The 21,083-nt window shown below is 47.4% G+C and carries 22 protein-coding genes; 5 read left to right on the top strand and 17 right to left on the bottom strand.

Annotation, left to right across the window (positions count from 1 at the left end; translation table 11 throughout):
- Window positions 1-299: 299 nt before the first annotated feature.
- Window positions 300-1,946, top strand: a complete 1,647-nt coding sequence (locus QZ331_RS07735; RefSeq protein WP_294629354.1) for a diphosphate--fructose-6-phosphate 1-phosphotransferase — start codon at window positions 300-302, stop codon at window positions 1,944-1,946.
- A 116-nt stretch (window positions 1,947-2,062) separates the two neighbouring features.
- A complete protein-coding gene (locus tag QZ331_RS07730; RefSeq protein WP_294629356.1) occupies window positions 2,063-2,962 on the top strand; it encodes a GH25 family lysozyme in 900 nt (299 codons plus the stop codon).
- A gap of 80 nt (window positions 2,963-3,042) precedes the next feature.
- Here the strand turns inward: QZ331_RS07730 and prmA are convergent, their stop codons facing one another.
- Entirely contained in the window at window positions 3,043-3,894 is an 852-nt protein-coding gene (prmA, locus tag QZ331_RS07725; protein WP_294629353.1) for a 50S ribosomal protein L11 methyltransferase, read from the bottom strand.
- Window positions 3,895-4,046: 152 nt separating this feature from the next.
- On the opposite strand from prmA, the gene QZ331_RS07720 reads away from it, so the two are divergent.
- Both QZ331_RS07720 and QZ331_RS07715 read left to right on the top strand, forming a co-directional pair.
- Complete coding sequence (locus QZ331_RS07720) at window positions 4,047-5,249, top strand: hypothetical protein (protein WP_294629352.1); 1,203 nt, start codon at window positions 4,047-4,049, stop codon at window positions 5,247-5,249.
- 32 nt (window positions 5,250-5,281) lie between these two features.
- Window positions 5,282-6,931, top strand: coding sequence for a TonB-dependent receptor (locus tag QZ331_RS07715; RefSeq protein WP_294629351.1), 1,650 nt, complete (start codon window positions 5,282-5,284; stop codon window positions 6,929-6,931).
- Window positions 6,932-7,058: 127 nt separating this feature from the next.
- Here the strand turns inward: QZ331_RS07715 and QZ331_RS07710 are convergent, their stop codons facing one another.
- From QZ331_RS07710 to QZ331_RS07645, 14 genes are all read right to left on the bottom strand, one after another.
- The gene (locus QZ331_RS07710; RefSeq protein WP_294629350.1) at window positions 7,059-7,529 is read right to left on the bottom strand and encodes a nucleoside deaminase; all 471 of its coding nucleotides are present in this window, start codon (window positions 7,527-7,529) and stop codon (window positions 7,059-7,061) included.
- Window positions 7,530-7,621: 92 nt separating this feature from the next.
- Window positions 7,622-8,524 (bottom strand): hypothetical protein, encoded by a 903-nt coding sequence (locus QZ331_RS07705; RefSeq protein WP_294629349.1) that lies wholly within the window; start codon window positions 8,522-8,524, stop codon window positions 7,622-7,624.
- A 21-nt stretch (window positions 8,525-8,545) separates the two neighbouring features.
- Window positions 8,546-8,995: a DUF6108 family protein gene (locus tag QZ331_RS07700; protein WP_294629355.1), complete on the bottom strand. Its 450-nt coding sequence runs from the start codon at window positions 8,993-8,995 to the stop codon at window positions 8,546-8,548.
- A gap of 24 nt (window positions 8,996-9,019) precedes the next feature.
- Window positions 9,020-9,406: a hypothetical protein gene (locus tag QZ331_RS07695; protein ID WP_294629348.1), complete on the bottom strand. Its 387-nt coding sequence runs from the start codon at window positions 9,404-9,406 to the stop codon at window positions 9,020-9,022.
- A complete protein-coding gene (locus QZ331_RS07690) occupies window positions 9,403-9,924 on the bottom strand; it encodes a sigma-70 family RNA polymerase sigma factor (RefSeq protein ID WP_294629347.1) in 522 nt (173 codons plus the stop codon). The genes QZ331_RS07695 and QZ331_RS07690 overlap by 4 nt, the downstream gene beginning before the upstream one ends.
- Window positions 9,925-10,076: 152 nt before the next feature.
- Entirely contained in the window at window positions 10,077-11,063 is a 987-nt protein-coding gene (locus tag QZ331_RS07685; protein WP_294629346.1) for a Gfo/Idh/MocA family oxidoreductase, read from the bottom strand.
- Between the two features lie 72 nt (window positions 11,064-11,135).
- Window positions 11,136-11,972 (bottom strand): transporter substrate-binding domain-containing protein, encoded by an 837-nt coding sequence (locus QZ331_RS07680; protein ID WP_294629345.1) that lies wholly within the window; start codon window positions 11,970-11,972, stop codon window positions 11,136-11,138.
- 17 nt (window positions 11,973-11,989) lie between these two features.
- Window positions 11,990-14,041 carry a putative porin gene (locus QZ331_RS07675; protein ID WP_294629344.1) on the bottom strand — a complete coding sequence of 684 codons (2,052 nt, stop codon included), beginning with the start codon at window positions 14,039-14,041 and terminating at the stop codon, window positions 11,990-11,992.
- A gap of 120 nt (window positions 14,042-14,161) precedes the next feature.
- On the bottom strand, window positions 14,162-14,704 hold the full coding sequence (locus QZ331_RS07670) for a 2-oxoacid:acceptor oxidoreductase family protein (RefSeq protein ID WP_294629343.1): 543 nt from the start codon (window positions 14,702-14,704) through the stop codon (window positions 14,162-14,164).
- A gap of 20 nt (window positions 14,705-14,724) precedes the next feature.
- Window positions 14,725-15,489 carry a thiamine pyrophosphate-dependent enzyme gene (locus QZ331_RS07665; protein WP_294629342.1) on the bottom strand — a complete coding sequence of 255 codons (765 nt, stop codon included), beginning with the start codon at window positions 15,487-15,489 and terminating at the stop codon, window positions 14,725-14,727.
- Between the two features lie 12 nt (window positions 15,490-15,501).
- Window positions 15,502-15,678, bottom strand: a complete 177-nt coding sequence (locus tag QZ331_RS07660; RefSeq protein WP_294629341.1) for a hypothetical protein — start codon at window positions 15,676-15,678, stop codon at window positions 15,502-15,504.
- An 8-nt stretch (window positions 15,679-15,686) separates the two neighbouring features.
- Entirely contained in the window at window positions 15,687-16,769 is a 1,083-nt protein-coding gene (locus tag QZ331_RS07655; protein WP_294629340.1) for a 3-methyl-2-oxobutanoate dehydrogenase subunit VorB, read from the bottom strand.
- Between the two features lie 14 nt (window positions 16,770-16,783).
- Window positions 16,784-17,011, bottom strand: a complete 228-nt coding sequence (locus QZ331_RS07650) for a ferredoxin family protein (RefSeq protein WP_004297419.1) — start codon at window positions 17,009-17,011, stop codon at window positions 16,784-16,786.
- A gap of 35 nt (window positions 17,012-17,046) precedes the next feature.
- Window positions 17,047-17,328, bottom strand: a complete 282-nt coding sequence (locus tag QZ331_RS07645) for a tetratricopeptide repeat protein (protein WP_294629339.1) — start codon at window positions 17,326-17,328, stop codon at window positions 17,047-17,049.
- A 629-nt stretch (window positions 17,329-17,957) separates the two neighbouring features.
- On the opposite strand from QZ331_RS07645, the gene QZ331_RS07640 reads away from it, so the two are divergent.
- A complete protein-coding gene (locus QZ331_RS07640; RefSeq protein ID WP_294629338.1) occupies window positions 17,958-18,443 on the top strand; it encodes a DUF456 domain-containing protein in 486 nt (161 codons plus the stop codon).
- Window positions 18,444-18,505: 62 nt separating this feature from the next.
- Here QZ331_RS07640 and rpiB read toward each other — a convergent pair whose 3' ends face one another.
- Both rpiB and QZ331_RS07630 read right to left on the bottom strand, forming a co-directional pair.
- On the bottom strand, window positions 18,506-18,940 hold the full coding sequence (rpiB, locus tag QZ331_RS07635; protein ID WP_294629337.1) for a ribose 5-phosphate isomerase B: 435 nt from the start codon (window positions 18,938-18,940) through the stop codon (window positions 18,506-18,508).
- Window positions 18,940-20,949 carry a transketolase gene (locus QZ331_RS07630; RefSeq protein ID WP_294629336.1) on the bottom strand — a complete coding sequence of 670 codons (2,010 nt, stop codon included), beginning with the start codon at window positions 20,947-20,949 and terminating at the stop codon, window positions 18,940-18,942. The genes rpiB and QZ331_RS07630 overlap by 1 nt, the downstream gene beginning before the upstream one ends.
- Between the last annotated feature and the right edge of the window lie 134 nt (window positions 20,950-21,083).

Genomic DNA, 21,083 nt, shown 5'->3' with positions numbered 1-21,083 from the left:
CAATACCATTCTGAAATTATCGGTTGACAATGAGATGGAGCATATAGCTACTTATGTTCTTCCTCATGAATTCTATTCTTCTTTCTGTCTTTCGGATACCTTTCTGTATGTAGCACAGGAGGTGAGAGGAGCAACCATAGAAAGAATATGTATCAATGATTGCAACTGACAACGTTGTACGTATCCGAAATAAAAGTTCATTGCCTTCTTTCGTAATTCGGAAAAAAGTGCGAAATTTGCAACGCTTTTTAAGTTAGGCAAGAAACTTACTAACACCTTTAAATAAAAAATTAAAGAAAATGACTAAAAGTGCATTGCAAATCGCAAGGGCTGCCTATCAGCCCAAACTTCCGAAAGCATTGGCTTCAGGAGCCGTTAAAGTAGTAGCAGGTGATGCTACGCAGTCGGTAGCCGATCAGGAAGCTATCAAAGCATTGTTCCCCAACACGTATGGAATGCCGTTGATTACATTCGAAGCAGGCGAAGCTGTCTCTCTTCCCGCTATCAATGTAGGTGTAATCCTGTCTGGCGGACAAGCTCCGGGCGGTCACAACGTAATCTCCGGTTTGTTCGACGGTATCAAGAAACTGAATGCAGACAGCAAACTGTATGGTTTCATCTTAGGACCCGGCGGTTTGGTAGACCATAATTATGTAGAACTGACTGCCGATATCATCGATGAATACCGCAACACAGGTGGTTTTGATATCATCGGTTCGGGCCGTACGAAGCTGGAAAAGGAAGAACAGTTTGAAAAAGGATACGAAATCATTAAGGAATTGGGTATCAAAGCACTGGTTATCATTGGTGGCGATGACTCCAATACAAATGCTTGCGTATTGGCTGAATACTATGCAGCCAAGAACTACGGCGTACAGGTAATCGGTTGCCCGAAAACCATTGACGGCGACTTGAAGAACGAAATGATTGAAACATCATTCGGTTTCGATACTGCCTGCAAGACGTATGCGGAAGTAATCGGTAACATCCAACGCGACTGTAATTCTGCACGCAAATACTGGCACTTCATCAAACTGATGGGTCGTTCGGCTTCTCACATCGCACTGGAATGTGCTTTGCAGGTACAGCCCAACGTATGCATCGTGTCCGAAGAAGTAGAGGAAAAAGATATGTCTTTGGACGATGTAGTGACTTACATCGCTAAGATTGTGGCAGACCGTGCTGCACAGAGCAATAACTTCGGTACAGTATTGATTCCGGAAGGATTGGTAGAGTTCATTCCCGCTATGAAACGTCTGATTGCCGAACTGAACGACTTCCTGGCTGCTAACGCAGAAGAATTTGCTCAAATCAAGAAGTCTCACCAACGCGATTATATCATCCGCAAACTCTCTCCGGAGAATTCCGCAATCTATGCAAGTCTGCCTGAAGGCGTAGCACGTCAGTTGACGCTCGACCGCGACCCGCATGGAAACGTACAGGTATCACTGATTGAAACCGAAAAACTGTTGTCTGAAATGGTAGCTACCAAGTTGGCTGCATGGAAGGAAGAAGGCAAGTATGTAGGTAAGTTTGCTGCTCAGCACCACTTCTTCGGTTACGAAGGCCGTTGCGCTGCTCCGTCAAACTTCGATGCTGACTACTGCTACTCGTTGGGTTACACAGCTTCTATGCTGATTGCCGACGGAAAGACAGGATATATGTCATCTGTACGCAATACGACTGCTCCTGCTGCCGAATGGATTGCAGGCGGTGTGCCCATCACGATGATGATGAATATGGAACGTCGTCACGGTGAAATGAAACCGGTTATCCAGAAGGCTTTGGTGAAATTGGACGGTGCTCCCTTCAAAGCATTCGCTGCACAGCGCGACCGTTGGGCTATCGAAACGGATTATGTATATCCGGGTCCGATTCAGTACTTTGGTCCTACCGAAGTTTGCGACCAGGCAACGAAGACTTTGCAACTGGAACAAGCAAAATAAGATAATTTCAGCATAGTTGTGAGACAACAGGTGCATGAATATTTCTCGGGCACGGATTATGCGGATGAATACAGCATAATTCGTGCCTATCTCTAAAATACCTATCGTTGAAACAAATGCCGCCACGCAACAACCCGATATCTGTCGTGCAGAAGAAAAAAACGGCTTCCGCCACAAGCAGGAAGAAGGCGACGGTTTCCTCTTCCAAATCTTCCCGTACCCCAAGAAAGGTACAGGCGAAACAGCATAGCCGTGTCATGCCTGTTTGGCTCCGCAATGTGTTGGCGTTGATGATGGTCGGCTGTTTTTCTCTTGTTTTTTATTATTTCTTTATCCGCCCCTATGCTTACCGTTGGCGTCCTTGCCACGGATTGAAAGAATACGGAGTCTGCATTCCGGCAGGATATGACATTCACGGTATTGATATTTCACATTATCAGGGAAAAATAGACTGGTTGAGGCTTCGGCAGAACAGAGAAACATCTTCGCCGTTGCATTTCGTCTTTATGAAAGCAACAGAAGGGGGCGACCACGGCGATACGACTTTCTCGGCAAACTTTGCCAATGCCCGTAATCATGGCTTTATCCGTGGCGCCTATCATTTCTACATTCCGAGTACGGACGCTTTGAAACAGGCGGATTTCTTTATCCGCACGGTAAAGTTGGAGACCGGTGATTTGCCGCCCGTGCTTGACGTGGAAGTGACCGGACGAAAGAAAAAGGAGGAGTTGCAGCAAGACATCAAACGCTGGCTTGACCGTGTAGAGAACCATTACGGAGTGAAGCCGATTCTTTATACTTCCTATAAATTCAAGACTCGTTATTTGGACGATGCCATCTTTGATGCATATCCTTATTGGATTGCCCATTATTATGTCGACTCTGTGAAGTATCGGGGCAGATGGGATTTTTGGCAGCATACGGACGTAGGGAGTGTGCCTGGTATCACAGAAGATGTTGACCTGAATGTCTTTAATGGTACGTTGGAAGAACTTCGTGGCCTTACAATTCAATGAAAATCTTCCTTAGATAAGGTTGTTTCCATACGTTGGCACGCCCGTGTCACTGTATTGGTACGAGCGTGCCTGCATAATTGTTAAACCTGATGTCTGAATTTCACCGCTGCCCAGCGGTTCTTTTCTTTATGGTGGATAAAGGTCAGTCCGTTCTTTTCCGCTTCCTCGCGGATGGCTGCGATATCGTCTACATAAAATCCGCTCATATACAATGTAGCTCCCTTCCGCATACAAGAGACATAATGCTTCATGTCGTTCAGCAGAATATTCCGGTTGATATTAGCTATGATAACATCAAACATCCCTTCCTTCCCGGCAAGTGCCGAAGCATCTCCTTGCGATACGGCGATGTCGTCTACCTGATTCAGGTCGATATTCTCGATGGAATTCCGTACGCACCAATCGTCGATGTCGATGGCTGTGCACGGGCGTGCCCCTCTCATGCGTGCAAGGATGGCAAGAATCGAAGTACCACAACCCATATCGAGCAGTGATTTGCCTTCCAACTCGCTATCCAATAGTTCTTCAATGATAAGGCTTGTGGTTTCGTGGTGTCCGGTTCCGAAAGCCATTTGCGGGTTGATGACGATGTCGTATTCCGCCTGAGGAACATCCCGGTGGAAAGTGCTGTGAATCACACAACGGTTGCCGATAATAATCGGCTGGAAGAAATTCTTTTCCCATTCCTCGTTCCAGTCCTTGTCTTCTGCTTCCGCATACGTGTAGGTGATTGTCGTGTCGGGTAGGGGAAATTCGGTGATGGCGGCTTTGACGGCTGTTTCGTCGCACAATGTCTGCTGGATGTATGCGGTCAGTCCGCTTTCACAGTCAACAAAACTCTCGAATCCGACTTCGTCGAGCACGGCAGCCAACACATCGTTGACAATTTCGGTGCAAGGATGTGTGTGAAACGTGAACTCAAAATACTTCATAATTGTTCTCTTTTCTGATGAATATGCTGCAAAGATACGGAGAAATAGGGATTTCCCTATCATGCTTTGGGGAAAATCTTCCCACGGCAAGGAATCTCTTCCTTATCTTTGTAACGTGAATAAGTTTAAGTAATTACATAAACCGAGATGATATGAAAAAGATTGTTTGCTTCTGGTTGCTTGCCTTGTGTCTCCCGATAGGATTGATGGCACAAAGTGTTGATGACGACCTTTACTTTGTACCTTCCAAAAACAAACAGGAGAAAAAAGAGACTCCGGTGAGGAAGGAACCGACGAAACAGGTGACCAATATCTATACCTCACCTGGCACTACCGTAGTGGTGAAAGACCGCAAGGGAAGGACGAGAGATGTAGATGAATATAACCGCCGTTACGATGCACTCGATAATGAATTCGTGATGGACAACGACACGTTGTATATTAAGGAAAAAGCCAATCCGGATTTGGATGGCGAATGGGTGACCGGTGAGTTCAACGGCACGCAGGAAGACTACGAATATGCGGAGCGTATCATTCGTTTCCGCAATCCGCGTTTTGCCGTCAGTATCAGCAGCCCGCTCTACTGGGATATGGTCTATGGTCCCAACTCCTGGAACTGGAATGTATATACCGATGGTATGTATGCTTATGTATTCCCTACGTTCAGCAATCCGCTTTGGTGGGATTGGCGCTACGGCTCCTATAATTGGGGATGGAACTATGGTTGGGGATGGAATCGTCCTTACTATGCATGGGGATATTACCCGGGTTATTGGGGCGGCTGGCACGGCGGATATTGGGGACATCATCACCACCATTGGCCTACTCACGGTTGGGGATGGGGCGGTGGCAACTACTGGGCGAACAATTCCTATACCAATCGCCGTTCGTATGCTCCGGGCAGATACAATTCTTCTATTTCCCGCCGTTCGGACTACAGCCGTTCGCAGGTACGCAGAACCACCAGTGTGCCTTCTGGAAGCCGTGTTTCGACAGGACGTGTAGTCGGTTCGAGAAGCGAGTCCACGCGTCCGGGAGTTACCCGTTCGGATGCTTCCTCTACCAGAAGAAGTACCTATACGCGTCCAAGTAGTACGCGCAGCAGCGTGTCGGGTTCACGCACCTCTACCCGTACTTCCACTCGTAGCGGTTCCACTTCACCGTTGCGCACTTATTCAAGAGATAACAACAACCGTAACAGCAACTATAATAGCAGTCGGTCGTCGTCCTCTTCCTCCAGAAGTTATTCTCCTGCCAGCAGCAGTTCCCGTTCGAGTGGCAGCAGCTATTCGGGAGGTGGTAGCAGTTCTTCCCGTTCGGGTGGCGGTTCTTCCAGCAGAAGTAGCAGAAGATAATAGAAGTAGTATTAACATGATAAATTGAGAATATGAAGAAGATTACAACATTTATATATGCTCTGTCTCTGGTAGTAGGAACTGCCACGGCACAGTCGGTATACGATGGTGCCAAGATAACAGACAAAGATTTGAACGGTACTGCCCGTTTTGTGGGGATGGGTGGTGCAATGGGTGCATTGGGCGGGGATATCACTACGATGGGAACTAACCCTGCTGGTATCGGTATCTACCGGAGTCATGATGTGGCAACCTCGTTCAGTTATTCCGCTCATGGAATGGAGAGCAATTACGAAGGCAATAAATTCAGTATCAACAAGAACAGATGGGCCTTTGATAATGTGGGAGTTGTCTTTGCAACTAAAATAGGCAACCGGACACCGTTGCGTTATGTGAATTTCGGATTTAACTATAAGCGTTCGAAGTCATTTTATAAGAATATGTCAATGGCAGGAATGATGGGAATTGTTGAAAATCCGCTTGAACCGGACGCACCGTATTATGTCTCTCAGACCAATTCGATGGCGTTGCAGGCAACTGATGCCGAACGGTATGTGTGGGACAACTCCAGAGAGCATCTTGATTTCGGGGAAGCCAAAAAAGTACTTTCAAACCCGAATGCCGGCTGGTTGGGCGCTTTGGGTTACCTGGGGGGATTGACGGAAAGAGACCGGTTGGACAATGAACCGGATTTATACATTCCTTTCTTACCCGTAGAGCCTTCTTCTGCTTTTGATTCGAGAGAAAAGGGAGGGATTTCCGAGTATGATTTTAATGTCTCTTTCAATATCAACGACCGTGTTTACTTGGGATTGACCGTCGGTTCGTATGACGTGGACTATAACAAATATTCCGGATATGATGAATCTTATGACAGGGGAGAGGGATATTCGCTCGAAAGTTACAACAAAATGATCGGTCACGGATTTGATGTGAAAATGGGATTGATACTTCGTCCTTTTGAGTATTCTCCGTTCCGTATAGGACTTGCGGTGCATACGCCGACTTTTTACAACTTGACATATACCACCAGCGCGATAGTCACCAATGATTACAGAGACTTCGAAACCGACGAATTGAAACGCATCATGGTGGATACATATGACTATGTAGGTGATATGCAGCGTGACTATCGCTTGGTGACACCGTGGAAATATAATGTCAGTCTGGGATATACTGTGGGTAGTTCTTTGGCTTTAGGAGCCGAATATGAGTATGAGGATTATTCCACAATGAAGTTCAAGTATTCCGGCAACGAGGGTGGCGGTGATATGGAGTTTGAGAATGCTGAAGTGAAGAATTGCCTGAAAGGCGAACATACGTTCCGTATCGGTGCGGAGTATAAGGTCGTTCCGCAGTTTGCTTTCCGCTTAGGATATAATTACAGTTCGGCAATGTTTAAGAATGAAGCTGTGAAGTATATTCCTTCCAATTCACTGATTACTGATACCGATTTCTCCAATAAGAAATCGCAGAATAACTACACGTTGGGAATCGGATATCGGGGAAAGATGTTCTATGCTGACTTAGCCTATCAGTTGTCTACCTACAAAGAAGACTTCTATCCGTTTTATAATGAGTTTGAACTGAATTCCAACGAATGGACGATGGTGACTGCTCCGGCAACGAAGGTAACCAATACTCGTAGCCAAGTGTTATTGACTTTGGGTATGCGCTTCTAACCCCTTCTCCCGAAGAAACAGTTTTCAATATCTATATAATAACTTTTGTGTGTAAATGAATCCCCGGAATGCTGAGTGTCTACAGCGTTTCCGGGGATAATTTTATCACTATCTTTCTTTTAGCTCTTTAATAAACTATCTTATCATCCTTGTCTGCCCAGGTTTTGAAGGCCGTGAGGGCTTCTTGGTGCAACAGGATTTCCGAGGGAAGTTTCCTCTCTTCCGGTTTTAGTTCCAGTTCGTCATAAATGAAAGAGTCATCGAAGCCGATATTCTTGGCATCGGTTTTATTGTTGCCGTAATACATCCTATCCAATCGCGCCCAGTAGATAGCTCCCAAACACATCGGGCATGGTTCGCACGAAGTATAGATTTCGTATCCGCTAAGATTGAATGTTCCCAGTTTCGCAGCGGCGGCACGGATGGCACTCACTTCGGCGTGTGCGGTGGGGTCGCACGAAGCAGTGACACGGTTTACGCCCGTTGCAACTATCTCTCCCTCTTTGGTGGCGATGACGGCACCAAAAGGGCCTCCGCCATTTTCGATGTTTTCCTTCGAAAGCTCGATGGCTTTCCGCATCAGTTCTTCTTTGGTCATGGCACAAAAAATATATTGTTAGTTTTATTCTACGCTCTCTTTTTACAAAAGTAGAAAAAAACTAACAATATACAATAGCGTGCTTCTGACAATTACCAGTACCAGCAGATACCGAAAGAGAACGGGTAAAGTTCGGGACCTTTGTCCTTCTCAAAAAGTCCGTAAGTGGAGTAACGCATATAAACTCCTAAATCGGCGTAACCGACTTGTGCCAATACATTGATTCCCAATGGCCGTACGTTCAGTCCCTTGTCGAAAGTCTTTTTGATGCCGTTTTCCTTTCCTTTCGATTTTACTCCGTGACGAATCTCCGCCTCGGGGCCGACTGCAAAGAACAATGGTCCTCCATTATTGATTTTCGTCTGCCATTCGATGGAAAGAGGGATGCGGAAATAGAAATGGCGCAAACGGCTTTTGCTATATGTGACCGGTTCTTCGGCCGCTTCGCCGGGATAGATTTGAGTGATACCGTCTATCTTGCGGAAAGCATGGTTATCGTCCAGGCGGATGCTGCGGTAACCCCATCCCAATCCGATGGTAACTCCCCAGTTGTAAGTCGGGGCAAAGGCATGATAGCCGGTGAACAGATTGCCGCCTATTTCCCAGGAGTGGGCAGTGTTCAGGTTGATGCGGTTGGAAGGACTGAAAGAAGCAAAGCCGTTCGACAGTTGCGTATAGCCCATATAAAGTCCTCCGGCGTGAGGTTCGAAACGGTATTTCTTTTTGTTGTGTTTAGCGAAAGGAAGTGCATCGAGTACTGTGCGGCTTTCCATACTCCGTCCGTTTAGATAGACACCTTCAAAGATTTTTGTGTTGGCGATGGTATCGCCTTCTGAAATGCTTTCGTAGAGTTTCACCTTTATTTGGTCGTTCTGCTCTTTGATAACTATTTTTCTCCCGTTGAGATAGAGAGTCGTGTCTTGGGCGAGATTCTCATTTTGCGCCATAAGGCCCATTGGGGCGATTATGCACAGTAGTAATAATAACTGTTTCATGGATATTTTTTTAATGTGTTCTTATTCTTTTTTCATAAATAGCATGGTAACTAAGTCATCGGCATCCAACTCTCCTTCGATATAAATAAGGGTGGCAGCACCTTTCTTTCCTGTTTTGAAGAGAATGAATCGGTTGACGTCCTCCTTGAGTTGCGGCAGTTGGTAATAGCCCGACTGGATTTGCCCGCCGGAGACAACCTCTTTCACCTTCTTGGCCTTCTTCTTGTCGGTTTCAAGAGAGCGTAGGATAGTGGGCATTGCCTCTTCCGCATCCTTGAACACAAGACTTTTGTAGAGATTCATCCGGTAGGCGTCCAGCACTTCTTTGGACAACTCTACCATAGTCACTCCTTTCTGCTTTCCGTATTTCTGAAAGACGGTAGCAATCTGTAGTCCTTGCTGGGCGGCCGCACGGGCGGTGAAGGTAAGCAGGAGGACAAACAGGACGGTGGTACGAATGGGTCTATTCATCATATTCTTATGTTTTTTATATTATTACTCAAATAAAGTGACGAACACATCCTCTTCACTGAAACTGACGTCGTGGAAAGCGGCTTTCGCCTGTTCACGGACTAAAACGGCATCAGTATATTGTTGGCCGTCGATGATGACATAGCTTGACACCGCAGGAGACAGATGACGGTAAACGCCCGATACACCGATTGCCAATAAGAAAGTGGCTGCTACTGTGCCTAAGCTGTAAGTCAGATAATACCTGAGCGGCTTTCGCTTTTTACCAAAGAAGGCAAACATTGGACGGTATACCTCAAGGTGTTCCGGCACAAACCCTTTGGCAAAGAAACGGCGCAGTTGGCGTTCCTCCTCGCAAGTGGTTTCACCCTCAAAATATTTGTTCAGCAATTCTTCTATATTGTTCTTCATACATCATTCCTCCTTTTTCGTTCTTGTATGGTGTGCAAATAGATATCTCTCACTTTCTTGCGTGCTCTCGAAAGATTGCTGCGGATAGCTTCCGCATTGCATCCGGTTATCTCCGCAATTTCTTCCGTTTCGTACTCTTCGATGTCCTTCATGCGGATAATCATCCGTTGCAGGGTGGGCAAGGAGTCGATAATCTCTTGCATCAGTTTGCAGGTATCCTTTTCTTCGAGCAGCCGTTCGGGTGTCCCTGTCGTTGCCGTCGCCTGTATCTGTTCGAGCGGTATCGCATCCGGACGCCTTGAGCGCCACATATCCATGCAAAGATGATGCGTCATCGTCATGGCTACGGCTTCCACGTTTCGGTATTTATCGAGTTTGTGGCGCTGGTTCCATAACTTCAGCATGACCTCTTGCACGACATCTTCGGCATCCGAAGAATCCTCGGTCAATCTTCGGGCATAGTTCAATAGCTTGTCGCGAAGAGGCAGGACGGTTATTTTAAATTGCTTGAGTTCCATTTACACAGATAAGACGGTGGAAAGAAGAAAAGCGTGACATCGGAAAGATACTTTTTTTCTATCTGTACGAAAAAAAGTGCCGGCAAATTGCTGTATCATGCAAACTGGCCGACACTTTCCGTATCTTGATAAAGATTGGAAGGAGACTTTTTTCAGAGTTTTCCGAGAATCTTGTCCATTACCCAATTGGTCAGCGTGGCACTTTCGCCGTCGCAAGAACAAACGGACTTGCCCAACAGATGGTCTACCACGGCTTGGATAAGAGGTTGCTGCACGTGTTCGGGGTTGTCGATGCGGATTTCCTCGCGTCCTTTTTCGGTGTGCAGCCCGATAGGTTCGTAAGTAAAGACGGAGAAACAAATCATCCCCTTGTCACCGATAATTTCTATGCGGTCTTCGCGGGCGGAATCGTGGGCGACGAAACACCAGGAACCGCTACCTACCAATCCGTTGTCGAACTGGAAACAGGCACTCAGAGTATCTTCGGCGGGATAGAGTCCGCCGCGATTGCTTTTGTATCCGCTCGCTTCGAGGATACAACCGAACATATCCTGCAACAAATCAATCTGATGCGGGGCGAGGTCGTAGAAGTAGCCTCCTCCGGCAATATCCGCCTGTACGCGCCAGGGAAGATTCTCACGGTTGTAGTCCAAATCGCGCGGCGGTTGGGCGAAACGAATCTGTACATTGATGACATTGCCGATAGTTCCGTTCTCTACCAACTCCTTTACTTTCTGAAAGTAAGGAAGGTATCGGCGGTAGTAAGCAACGAAACAGGGAACGCCCGTTTCATTGGAGATGCGGTTGATGCGGCAGCACTCTTCGTAGGTGACCGCCATCGGCTTTTCGATATAGGCGGGCTTGCCTGCTTTCATCGCCATAATGGCGTACGTGGCGTGCGAAGAAGGGGGAGTGGCGATGTATATGGCATTTACCTCCTCATCGTCTATCAATTCCTGTGCATCATCATACCATTTTTTGATACCTCTTTCTTTGGCATATGCTTTGGCTTTCGCGCCGTCGCGGCTCATTACCGCTACGACCTCCGAATGTGCTACTTTTTGGAAAGCAGGACCGCTTTTTGTCTTGGTCACCTCTCCGCATCCGATAAAGCCCCATTTGATTATCTTTTCACTCATAATTATGATTACCTGTTGTACCTGTTTTTTTACAAGTCCCAAAGATAAAGTTATTTTTTGTCAAGAGCAACTTTATCGGGGGTAGTATTTCCTGTAAATCTTTTGGTACTCCTTTTCTTTCTGGAATTTGTCCAGCCACGTATTCAAACTGTCGAGCAGGGCGGGCGACTGCTTGCTGACCGCCCACGAATAGAACTGCGTAAAGCTGACGGCTGTATGAATGTCTATCTGTGGCAAAGAATCTGCAACTACCCGTGCGATGCTTTCGTCACAGACGGCATAGTCGATATCTCCGTGAGCTACCAGTGATATCAGTTGTTCGGAACCATATTTTTCTATCTCCTTTATATAAATAGTGTCGCCGATTTCATTTCCCAAATTGCGGATACGCAGGATAGAAGGAGAACCTTTTACGACATGAAGCGTGCGTTGAGCCAAATCCAGTTGGCTGCGGATATAGAGCGAATCGTTTTCTTCGGTTGCCTTTCGTTGCACCAATACTTGTTTGTTGAGTGCGACGGGCGTAGTGAGAAGCAAGGAATCTTTGAGTTCGCTGGTAGCTAATATACTGAAAGCGATAACATCGAAACGTCCTTCCGCCAATCCTTCCAGCCGTTCTTCAAAACTCATGAGAGGGGTTATCTCGGCTTTCAGCCCTTTGTTGCGGGCAAAGGCTTCTATCAGGTCATAGTGGAAACCAGAGATGGTGTCGCCGTCTACGTAGAAACTGGTCGAATTGTATTCGGTGGCTACACGCAGGATTCCTTCTTGGGCAATGGCTGCGTAGTCGCGCGGTTGTCCCGGCGGATTCTCTTTTCTGTCGCATCGGCGTACGAAAAAGAGGACTGCCGATATAATAACGACAGGTACTAAATATCTGAACAGTCTCAGTTTGGGGCGTCTCTCCATAAGCCGTAAGCGTTTTATTAATCATAGAAATTCCACGAAAGACCGAATTTTAGTATGCGTGGGTTGATAGGGTAGTGGGGCGACAGGAAATAATTCGATCTGCTCATACCCTGGTTCACGTGATACATCATTACATAGAAACGTGTGCGCTTCAAGTGCAGGTTTGCGTAGACGTTCACAATCGGATAACCGCCGATTTCTACCTGGTCGTCTGCCGCTTGCAGATGGAAATTCTGGATGGCGGGTGTATATGCAGGCGCATTGTATTTGGTGAAGTATCGCACATCGGCGCCCAACTGCACGCTAAGTACTTTTTTTGCCAACTTGAACTGCATATAAAAGTTGTGATACAAAGAAATATCGGGCAAGGGAAGTACCGTCTGGTCGCTGCATTTCTGCCAGACTACCTCATTGTCCAAGTGGAATATTCCGAGTTTGAAGTCCTGGTTAAGACTTGCCGACAAAACTTGCAGGCTTCCGTTTTTCTGTTCGGGTGTTGCCTGCTGGTTGAAATATGTGTAGTTCTTGATATTTTCCACTCCTGCTCTCAATCGTGTCTTCCAACGGGCAATGCTCAGCTCACCTTCGATGCGGGTACGGAATTCTTTGTCCATGTTGTTGTCCCACAGGAAATGTTTGGAGTGATAATGGCGCATATAGAACGGTGCTAATTTATTGCTTACCTCCCCGCGGGCTATGAGGCTTACCGTATCTTTCCACAAAGGGAAGTTGAGGTCGATGTCTCCCTTTACGTTGAATTGTCCGATAGCTTCTCCCGCCAGCCCCACTTCGCCGATAGCATGATAATGAAGCACATTTCCTTCACGTTTGGAAAGTTCGCCACCCACGAATATTTCGTTCTCATTATACTTGTCGGGCAACGGGTTGCCATTCATATTCATCAGGGTGTACTTGCTTATTTTGTAGGAAGCATAAGCAGTCAGTCCGGCTTTGGCATATTTGTTGAAACCTTCGAGCAGGGCGATACCGACCGTGTTTTTGATACCTACGTATGTGGTGCTGTCGTGAACAATCGGACTATCGGGGGCAAGATAAGTATTCTGATAGTAGTTCTTACTCCGCATATCGTCGCTGGAGTTGAAAGTGTGCCGCGCCCGCTCTACCTGTAGGGTATGTATAAAACTGGTGACCGGAACGAACTCCTGCTTGGCAGGCATCGTGTCGTTCTCCGCTTTGGGCAGGTCGCGCTGGAATCCTAAGTTGTAGCGGTGGGTAAGGAATACGTAGAAGCCATGGTTGCGGTTGGTCGTGGCGCTCAGCCTGGTCGGGATATTGGTCGATTCGTATTCCCTTTGTCCCTGTGCCATCTCTTCGGGGGCGGTGATGTACCGGTCGTCCTCGATACCACCGTTCTCGTTTGTTTTCAGATAGTTGTTGCTGTAGATGGTCTGCATCTGATACTTGTCGCCGATATAACTGCCGAAGATGGCGGCGTTGAAATAGGCGGTGTTCTGGTTGTTGTAGTATCCTCTTCCGTACAGATAGTCGATGTTGAAGCCGAAAGCCAGTTTTTTGTTGGCGTTGACGGAAAAGTAAGATTTGAAACGTTCCTCCCCATTTATCTTGCTGCCCGCCTTGTGGTAGGTCAGATTGGTGTAAGGCACGTTGCTGTTTGTAAAGTTAAACTCCGTGGGGCGGACAAAGAAACTGGAGAAAGGCTCCATGAAGATGGTCGGTTCCGCGTCGCGGCGGTCGAAGAAGATGCGCGACATACGGGGAGAGCCCAAATTGGCAAGGTAATTGTAATGTCCGGTCACTCCTTCCGTGAGATTCGTATTCTGAAAATGATGGTAGGCGGTGTCTGCCGGAATGATTGTCCGGTCGCCCAATTGATTCTTGATACGCCACATATAGAGTGTAGGGGGCAATCCTTTGACTTCGACGTTTGCACTATCCAGTCTGTCCGGAATCATGGAAGGGTCTATCTGATTGCCGTATTGGTCGTATCCGTTTTCGTCCACTCGCTGCCGACCATTATCGAACTGTGCGTGGGCTGTTGTCAATCCTATGACGGAAAGTAGTATATATAATAGTAAGATTCGTCTCATAATCGGGGACAAAGATACTTACTTTAATTGAGAATTGAGAATTGAGAATTGAAAAATATGTTGCATCCTCTGCTTGCCAGGCAATTATTTTTTAATTCTCAATTCTCAATTTTTCATTTATTAAACCTCACGGATAAGCTCCATACCTTTCTTGATAGCTTCCTCATTCATAGGAATCAGGTGATGGTGACGTTCGGGCAAGGTTTTCTTCAGTCCTTTGATTACATTTTCCAGCGTTACAATCGGGCGGAGCTTCAACAGGCCGCCGAGCACAATCATGTTGAATGCTTTGGCATTGTTCATCTCGTTGGCTGCGTCCATTGCATCGATGCGATATACTTTGATATCCTTACGGGTAGGCGGGTTGATAATTCCATAACCGTCATAAATAAGGATACCGCCGGGTTTCACCTTGCTTTCAAATTTCTCGAGCGAAGGTTGGTTCAGAATGATGGCACTGTCATATTTGCTTAAGATGGGCGAAGATACTTTGTCGTCGCTTACAATTACTGTGACGTTGGCTGTTCCTCCGCGCTGTTCGGGGCCGTAGGCCGGCATCCAGCTCACTTCCTTGCCTTCCATCAGGCCCGAGTAAGCCAGAATCTTACCCATAGACAATACGCCCTGTCCACCGAAGCCTGCTATAATTATTTCTTCTTTCATTGTTCTGTTGACTTTTAGCGTTATTCTTTATCTTTCAAATCACCCAACGGATAGAACGGGAACATATGTTCTTCCATCCATTTGTTTGCCTTTTCGGGAGTCATCTTCCAGCCGGAACTGCAAGTGGACACAATTTCCACTAAATTGGAGCCTTTGCCGTTCATGGAGTTCTCGAAGGCCTTGCGGATGGCTTTCTTCGCCTTGCGGATAGCCGGCACGGATTGTACGGACTGGCGGGTTACGTAGGCGGTTCCTTCCAGTTGGGCGGCGATTTCGGTAATCTTCAACGGATAACCGTGCAGTTCGACGTCGCGTCCGTAAGGGCAAGTGGAACTTTTCATACCTACCAGTGTGGTCGGTGCCATCTGACCTCCGGTCATACCGTAGATAGCATTGTTGATAAAGATAATCGTGATATTCTCGCCACGGTTCAAGGCATGGATTGTTTCGGCAGTACCGATGCAAGCCAAGTCGCCGTCGCCCTGATACGTGAACACAAGTCGGCTCGGCCACAGGCGTTTCACGGCAGTGGCTACGGCAGGGGCACGTCCGTGTGCGGCTTCCTCCCAGTCGATGTCCAGATAGTTGTAGGCAAAAACAGCGCATCCTACCGGAGAGACACCTACCGTTTTATCTTCCATTCCCATTTCCTCTATCACTTCGGCAATGAGTTTGTGTACCACTCCATGACTGCAACCCGGGCAGTAGTGCATGGCATTGTCGTTCATCAGAGTCGGTTTCTTGTAAACCAGATTCTCGGGTTTGATTATTTCTTCCTTAGTCATGATTTCTTCTCCTTATCTGTTGGTGAACCGTATAAAAAACTCCATCAGCTTGACAAAGATTGCCGCGCCGCAGACGTAGATAAACATTTTAAAGTCTTCCTTTCCTACGATGAAGTAAGTGATAATGGCTGCAAGCGCCAATATCATGAAAAGGATGTTCAGTACGTTTCTTATTTTATCGGGATTCATCGTTTTCGTTATTTGATTATTTTCTCTTCCAAAGCAGTTACAATCTCGTCCGGATCGGGAACAATACCGCCGAGGCGTCCGAAATGTTCTACCTTCACTTTCCCGTTCACGGCAAGGCGTACATCCTCAATCATCTGTCCGGCGTTCAGCTCCGTGACGAGCATTCCTTTCACTTTGTCAGCATAGGCGGCGATTGCCTTTGTCGGGAACGGCCACAAGGTGATGGGGCGGAGGATACCTACCTTGATACCTTTCTCGCGTGCCAGTTCCATTGCTTTCTGCCCGATGCGTGCCATAGAGCCGAAGGCGACAATCAGGTATTCGGCGTCTTCGCAGTTTATCTCCTCGAAGCGTACTTCGTTCTCTTCGATTTCGCAGTATTTCGCTTGGAAGCGCAGGTTGTTTATTTCCATCGCTTCCGGTTTCAGTTCGAGTGAAGTAATGACATTCGTTTTGCGGTCTTTGCCCTTTCCGGTAGCGGCCCACGGGCATTGTGCGATAACCTCTTCGTCCGTGCGGCGCGGTTTCTGTGCGGGAAGAACCACTTTCTCCATCATCTGTCCGATTACGCCGTCGGCAAGGATGATGGCTGGGTTGCGGTATTTGAAGGCAAGTTCAAATCCTAAGGCGACGAAATCCGCCATTTCCTGTACGGAGGCCGGAGCGAGAGCAATCAGCCGGTAGTCGCCGTGTCCGCCGCCTTTCACTGTCTGGAAGTAGTCTGCCTGGCTCGGCTGGATGGTTCCCAATCCGGGGCCGCCGCGCATCACGTTTACAATCAGACAGGGAAGCTCGGCTCCTGCAATGTAGGAGATACCTTCCTGTTTCAGACTTACACCGGGGCTTGAAGAGGAGGTCATTACCATCTTTCCGCTGCCTGCACCGCCATATACCATATTGATAGCTGCCACTTCGCTTTCCGCCTGGAGCACAACCATTCCGGTTGTCTCCCACGGTTTCAGTTCGGCAAGCGTTTCCAACACCTCCGACTGGGGAGTAATAGGATAACCGAAGTATCCGTCGGCACCGCAACGGATGGCTGCGTGGGCGATGGCTTCGTTTCCTTTCATTAATACAACTTCTTCTGCCATATTCTTTTTCTTTATTATTCTACTTTTACTTTATACACTGAGATACATCCGTCGGGACACACTGTTGCACACGAGCTGCATCCGTTGCAGGTATCTTCTTTCACTTGCCAGGCATAGTTGTAGCCTTTCATATTCACCTCTTTGTTGAGGGCGATTACATCGAGCGGACACGCCACTACACACAGGTTGCATCCTTTGCAGCGTTCTGTGTCGACTACGATTGCTCCTTTGATTTTTGCCATAATCTTTCTTTTATTACGTTGTCTTTTGAGTCCGGTTATTGATTGAACATATCCTTGTGGTAGAAATTGAGGATATCTATGACCATTTTCCTTGCCTGGAGGGCAGGACTGTCGGGATTGATGTCGATGGCATATTGGTAATTGTCCAAAGCCTGTTTCCAATTTCCCTGTTTCCGATAGGCGTTTCCCCGCAGATAGTAAAGAGTCTCTTTTTCTTTTTCGACGGAACTATACCGGAGAAGTAGGTTTAATTGCTCGATAGCTGCTTCCACGTCCCCTCGGTTGATAAGCTCTTTCAGGTTGTCTATTTGCTTCATTTCTTTCGTCTTTCGGGATTCTGATTCGCAAAGATAGTTTTTATTTGTGTAAATGGGACAAATACAGGCGGAAATTTGCAACGTTTTGAGTTTATTGCCTATTGGTTGGGTAAATCTTATTTGTGGCTTTAACTTCTATTGATTAACTTTGTAGCGATTTACAGAAGTCGTTCTGTACTGTCATTATTGTGAAATATTAATCAGCATTTGCTGTTATTCTTATCTTATTGCGTGGGCATAATTTGTCTTGTGTTGCGTGGTTAGGCCAAACACCCGGAGCTGACAGACAATATTGTGCCCACGTTTCTTGTATATTCTCCGTATTTGTAAGTTGTTTCCTCCCTTGAAACGATAGTGTCAAGGGAAGAAACTTTAGTTTCCATTGCTTGAAACTCTTGTTTCCTCTGCATGAAACTCTTGTTTCCACGCCTTGAAACTTTAGTTTCATGCGGAAGAAACTGATTGGAAACCCGTATGAGCCGGTGTGTGCCGTATTGAGTTGACAACTTCGTTTGTTATACCCGAATCGGTTTACTCAATATCTTTTAAAGCCTGCAAAAGTTTACCTTTCAGTTTGCCTTTCACCATGAGATACTGTATTTTTGTGCAGGTATTGAAATCTATAGCTTATGTTGGATATTCTTTTGATGGTGATAAGTGCCCTTTGTTTGCTGGTCGGGCTGGTAGGTTGCATTGTTCCGATGTTGCCCGGTCCGCCTGTGGCTTATATAGGTCTGCTTATCCTTCACTTTACGGATAAGGTAGAGTACACTGTGTCTCAGTTGACGGTGTGGTTACTGCTTGTGGTCGTGTTGCAGGTATTGGATTATTTTACGCCGATGTTGGGAAGCAAGTATAGCGGTGGCAGTAAATGGGGAAACCGGGGATGCATTGTCGGTACGTTGGCGGGACTTCTTTTCTTGCCGTGGGGCATCCTTGTAGGCCCTTTTCTTGGAGCGTTGATAGGGGAGTTGTTGGGGAATAAGGAGTTCTCGCAGGCGTTGAAGTCCGGATTCGGCTCGTTGGTGGGCTTCATGTTGGGCACATTGATGAAATTGCTGCTTTGCGGGTACTTCTGTTATCAGTTTATTGCCGGACTTATTTGGGGAGCCTAAAAATAAAGCTGCCCTTCAATGAAGAAGAGCAGCTTTATATCTGTCCTGATTTGTTTCAAACCTTATCTTACCGGAATCTTGTCGATACGGTTCTGATGGCGGCCGCCTTCAAACTCCGTCGAGAAGAACTCTGTCAGAATCATGTCCGCTTCTTCGGTACTGATGAAACGACCCGGCATCACTAAGATATTGGCATCGTTGTGCAGGCGTGCCAGACGTGCGATTTCCGCATTCCAGCAGAGTGCCGCGCGAATTCCCTGGTGCTTGTTCAGCGTCATATTGATTCCGTTTCCACTACCGCAGATGGCGATACCGGGATAGCATTCGCCCGATTCTACAGCCGATGCTAACGGGTGGGCGTAATCCGGATAGTCTACGCTTGTGTTGGCGTTTGTTCCAAAGTCTTTGTAAGCCCAGCCTTTGGCTTCCAGCCAGCCGCGAACGTATTCTTTCAGTTCAAAACCGGCATGGTCGCACGCTAATCCGATTGTTTTCATTAGAGCATTGCTTTTACTTGGTTATATACATTTTCGGCGGTAAACCCAAGTTTTTCGTCCAAAACCTTGTAAGGAGCGGAGAAGCCGAAAGATTCCAATCCCCAAACTTTGCCGTGGCAACCTACCAGACCTTGCAGAGTGACAGGCAGACCGGCAGTCAGACCGAAGATTTTGGCGTCCGACGGAAGGATAGCTTCCTGATATTCTTTGGACTGGCTGCGGAACAGACCTTCCGACGGGACTGATACGATACGTACCTTGACGCCGTCTTTGCGAAGCAGTTCCGTACCTGCCACCAACGTGGAAACTTCGGAACCCGAAGCCACTAAGATAACATCCGGATTTTCGTCGGAACCGGCTACGGTGTAGGCTCCTTTGACTGCTTGGCCGTAATCGGTGCCTTCCGGAAGGTTGGCGATATTCTGGCGGGAAAGAATCAATCCTGTCGGGGTAGACATATTCTCCATAGCCAGTTGCCAAGCGATGGTTGTTTCTTCTACATCTGCCGGGCGGAGTACCAGCATGGAGTTGTGTCCCTTATGGTTTTTCAACTTTTCCATCAGTCGGATTTGTACTTCCTGCTCTACCGGTTCATGGGTAGGACCGTCTTCGCCTACGCGGAATGCATCGTGTGTCCAAATGAACTTCACGGGTTGTTCCATCAAGGCAGCCATACGTATGGCAGGTTTCATATAGTCGGAGAATACGAAGAATGTGCCGCAGGCAGCGATAATACCGCCGTGCAGCGACATACCGATGCAGATGCAAGCCATTGTCAGCTCGGATACACCGGCCTGTAGGAAAGCTCCGCTGAAGTCGCCTTTGGTGAAAGCGTGGGTTTTCTTCAGGAATCCGTCGGTCTTGTCCGAGTTTGAAAGGTCGGCAGAAGAGACAATCATGTTTTCTACCTGTGTGGCGAGTGCGCTCAATACATTGGCAGATGCGGCACGTGTGGCGCCTCCTGCTTTCTGTTCGATGGCTGCCCAGTCCACTTTCGGAGCTTTGCCAGCGAAGAAGGCTTCCAGTTTGGCAGCCAGTTCGGGGTTTGCTTTTGCCCATGCGGCTTTTACTGCATATCTTTCGGCTACGATTTTCTTCAGTTCTTCGTTGCGTTTGGCATACAATTCGGTCACTTCGGGGAAGATGACAAACGGGTTTGCCGGGTCTCCGTTTAAGTTGTTGATGGTATTTACGTAAGCGTCGCCACCGAGCGGAGCACCGTGGGTAGCACAGTTTGCTTCGTAGCTGCTGCCATCCGCTTTGCGTGCGCCTTTACCCATTACGGTCTTACCGATAATCAGTGTTGGACGTTCTTTCTCCTCCTGTGCTTCCTTGATGGCGGCACGGATTTCGTCGGGGTTGTTGCCGTCGATGCTGATTACTTTCCATCCCCAGGCCTCGTACTTCATGGCTGTGTCTTCAACGGTTACCTCTTTCGTTTCGGTAGAAAGCTGGATGTCGTTGGAGTCGTAGAACATAATCAGGTTGTCCAGTCCCAATGTTCCGGCGATACGTCCTGCACCCTGGGAGATTTCTTCCTGTATGCCACCGTCGGAGATATAAGCATAAATCGTTTGGTTCATCACCTCGTTGAAGCGTGCTTTCAGGAATTTGGCAGCAATGGCGGCACCTACGGCAAACGTATGTCCTTGTCCCAACGGACCGGATGTGTTCTCGATGCCGCGCATGATGTCCACCTCGGGATGTCCCGGTGTAGGGCTTCCCCATTGACGGAACTCTTTCAGTTCGTCCAATGTGAATTTACCTGCTAAGGCGAGTGTGGAATAAAGCATTGGTGACATATGACCCGGGTCGAGGAAGAAACGGTCGCGTCCTTCCCAGCGAGGATTCTCGGGGTCGTATACTAAAAACTCAGAAAAGAGTACATTTACAAAGTCAGCACCCCCCATGGCGCCCCCCGGATGACCGGAATTGGCTTTTTCAACCATTGAAGCAGCAAGAATACGGATATTATCCGCTGCACGATTCATAAGTTTGTTATCGTTCATATCATTAAAATTTAGTAGACTTCTGTCAGATTGTGGGCAAAGATAACTCTTTATGCGGATTTAACAATCCAAAAGTACTATCTTTTTTCTTGCCGTACGGGCGCTCTTTGTGTTTAAGATGCGACAAAGTGAAC

This window comes from uncultured Bacteroides sp. (assembly GCF_910586915.1).
GTDB lineage: Bacteria > Bacteroidota > Bacteroidia > Bacteroidales > Bacteroidaceae > Bacteroides.
Note: the sequence above shows the minus strand (reverse complement) of the source record. Positions and strands in the feature narration are given on the sequence as shown.

Excerpts from the sequence above, each read along its gene's own strand:
- QZ331_RS07735 (WP_294629354.1), top strand. The coding sequence starts at position 300 with ATGACTAAAAGTGCATTGCAAATCGCAAGGGCTGCCTATCAGCCCAAA.
- QZ331_RS07730 (WP_294629356.1), top strand. The coding sequence starts at position 2,063 with ATGCCGCCACGCAACAACCCGATATCTGTCGTGCAGAAGAAAAAAACG.
- prmA (WP_294629353.1), bottom strand. The coding sequence starts at position 3,894 with ATGAAGTATTTTGAGTTCACGTTTCACACACATCCTTGCACCGAAATT.
- QZ331_RS07720 (WP_294629352.1), top strand. The coding sequence starts at position 4,047 with ATGAAAAAGATTGTTTGCTTCTGGTTGCTTGCCTTGTGTCTCCCGATA.
- QZ331_RS07715 (WP_294629351.1), top strand. The coding sequence starts at position 5,282 with ATGAAGAAGATTACAACATTTATATATGCTCTGTCTCTGGTAGTAGGA.
- QZ331_RS07710 (WP_294629350.1), bottom strand. The coding sequence starts at position 7,529 with ATGACCAAAGAAGAACTGATGCGGAAAGCCATCGAGCTTTCGAAGGAA.
- QZ331_RS07705 (WP_294629349.1), bottom strand. The coding sequence starts at position 8,524 with ATGAAACAGTTATTATTACTACTGTGCATAATCGCCCCAATGGGCCTT.
- QZ331_RS07700 (WP_294629355.1), bottom strand. The coding sequence starts at position 8,995 with ATGAATAGACCCATTCGTACCACCGTCCTGTTTGTCCTCCTGCTTACC.
- QZ331_RS07695 (WP_294629348.1), bottom strand. The coding sequence starts at position 9,406 with ATGAAGAACAATATAGAAGAATTGCTGAACAAATATTTTGAGGGTGAA.
- QZ331_RS07690 (WP_294629347.1), bottom strand. The coding sequence starts at position 9,924 with ATGGAACTCAAGCAATTTAAAATAACCGTCCTGCCTCTTCGCGACAAG.
- QZ331_RS07685 (WP_294629346.1), bottom strand. The coding sequence starts at position 11,063 with ATGAGTGAAAAGATAATCAAATGGGGCTTTATCGGATGCGGAGAGGTG.
- QZ331_RS07680 (WP_294629345.1), bottom strand. The coding sequence starts at position 11,972 with ATGGAGAGACGCCCCAAACTGAGACTGTTCAGATATTTAGTACCTGTC.
- QZ331_RS07675 (WP_294629344.1), bottom strand. The coding sequence starts at position 14,041 with ATGAGACGAATCTTACTATTATATATACTACTTTCCGTCATAGGATTG.
- QZ331_RS07670 (WP_294629343.1), bottom strand. The coding sequence starts at position 14,704 with ATGAAAGAAGAAATAATTATAGCAGGCTTCGGTGGACAGGGCGTATTG.
- QZ331_RS07665 (WP_294629342.1), bottom strand. The coding sequence starts at position 15,489 with ATGACTAAGGAAGAAATAATCAAACCCGAGAATCTGGTTTACAAGAAA.
- QZ331_RS07660 (WP_294629341.1), bottom strand. The coding sequence starts at position 15,678 with ATGAATCCCGATAAAATAAGAAACGTACTGAACATCCTTTTCATGATA.
- QZ331_RS07655 (WP_294629340.1), bottom strand. The coding sequence starts at position 16,769 with ATGGCAGAAGAAGTTGTATTAATGAAAGGAAACGAAGCCATCGCCCAC.
- QZ331_RS07650 (WP_004297419.1), bottom strand. The coding sequence starts at position 17,011 with ATGGCAAAAATCAAAGGAGCAATCGTAGTCGACACAGAACGCTGCAAA.
- QZ331_RS07645 (WP_294629339.1), bottom strand. The coding sequence starts at position 17,328 with ATGAAGCAAATAGACAACCTGAAAGAGCTTATCAACCGAGGGGACGTG.
- QZ331_RS07640 (WP_294629338.1), top strand. The coding sequence starts at position 17,958 with ATGTTGGATATTCTTTTGATGGTGATAAGTGCCCTTTGTTTGCTGGTC.
- rpiB (WP_294629337.1), bottom strand. The coding sequence starts at position 18,940 with ATGAAAACAATCGGATTAGCGTGCGACCATGCCGGTTTTGAACTGAAA.
- QZ331_RS07630 (WP_294629336.1), bottom strand. The coding sequence starts at position 20,949 with ATGAACGATAACAAACTTATGAATCGTGCAGCGGATAATATCCGTATT.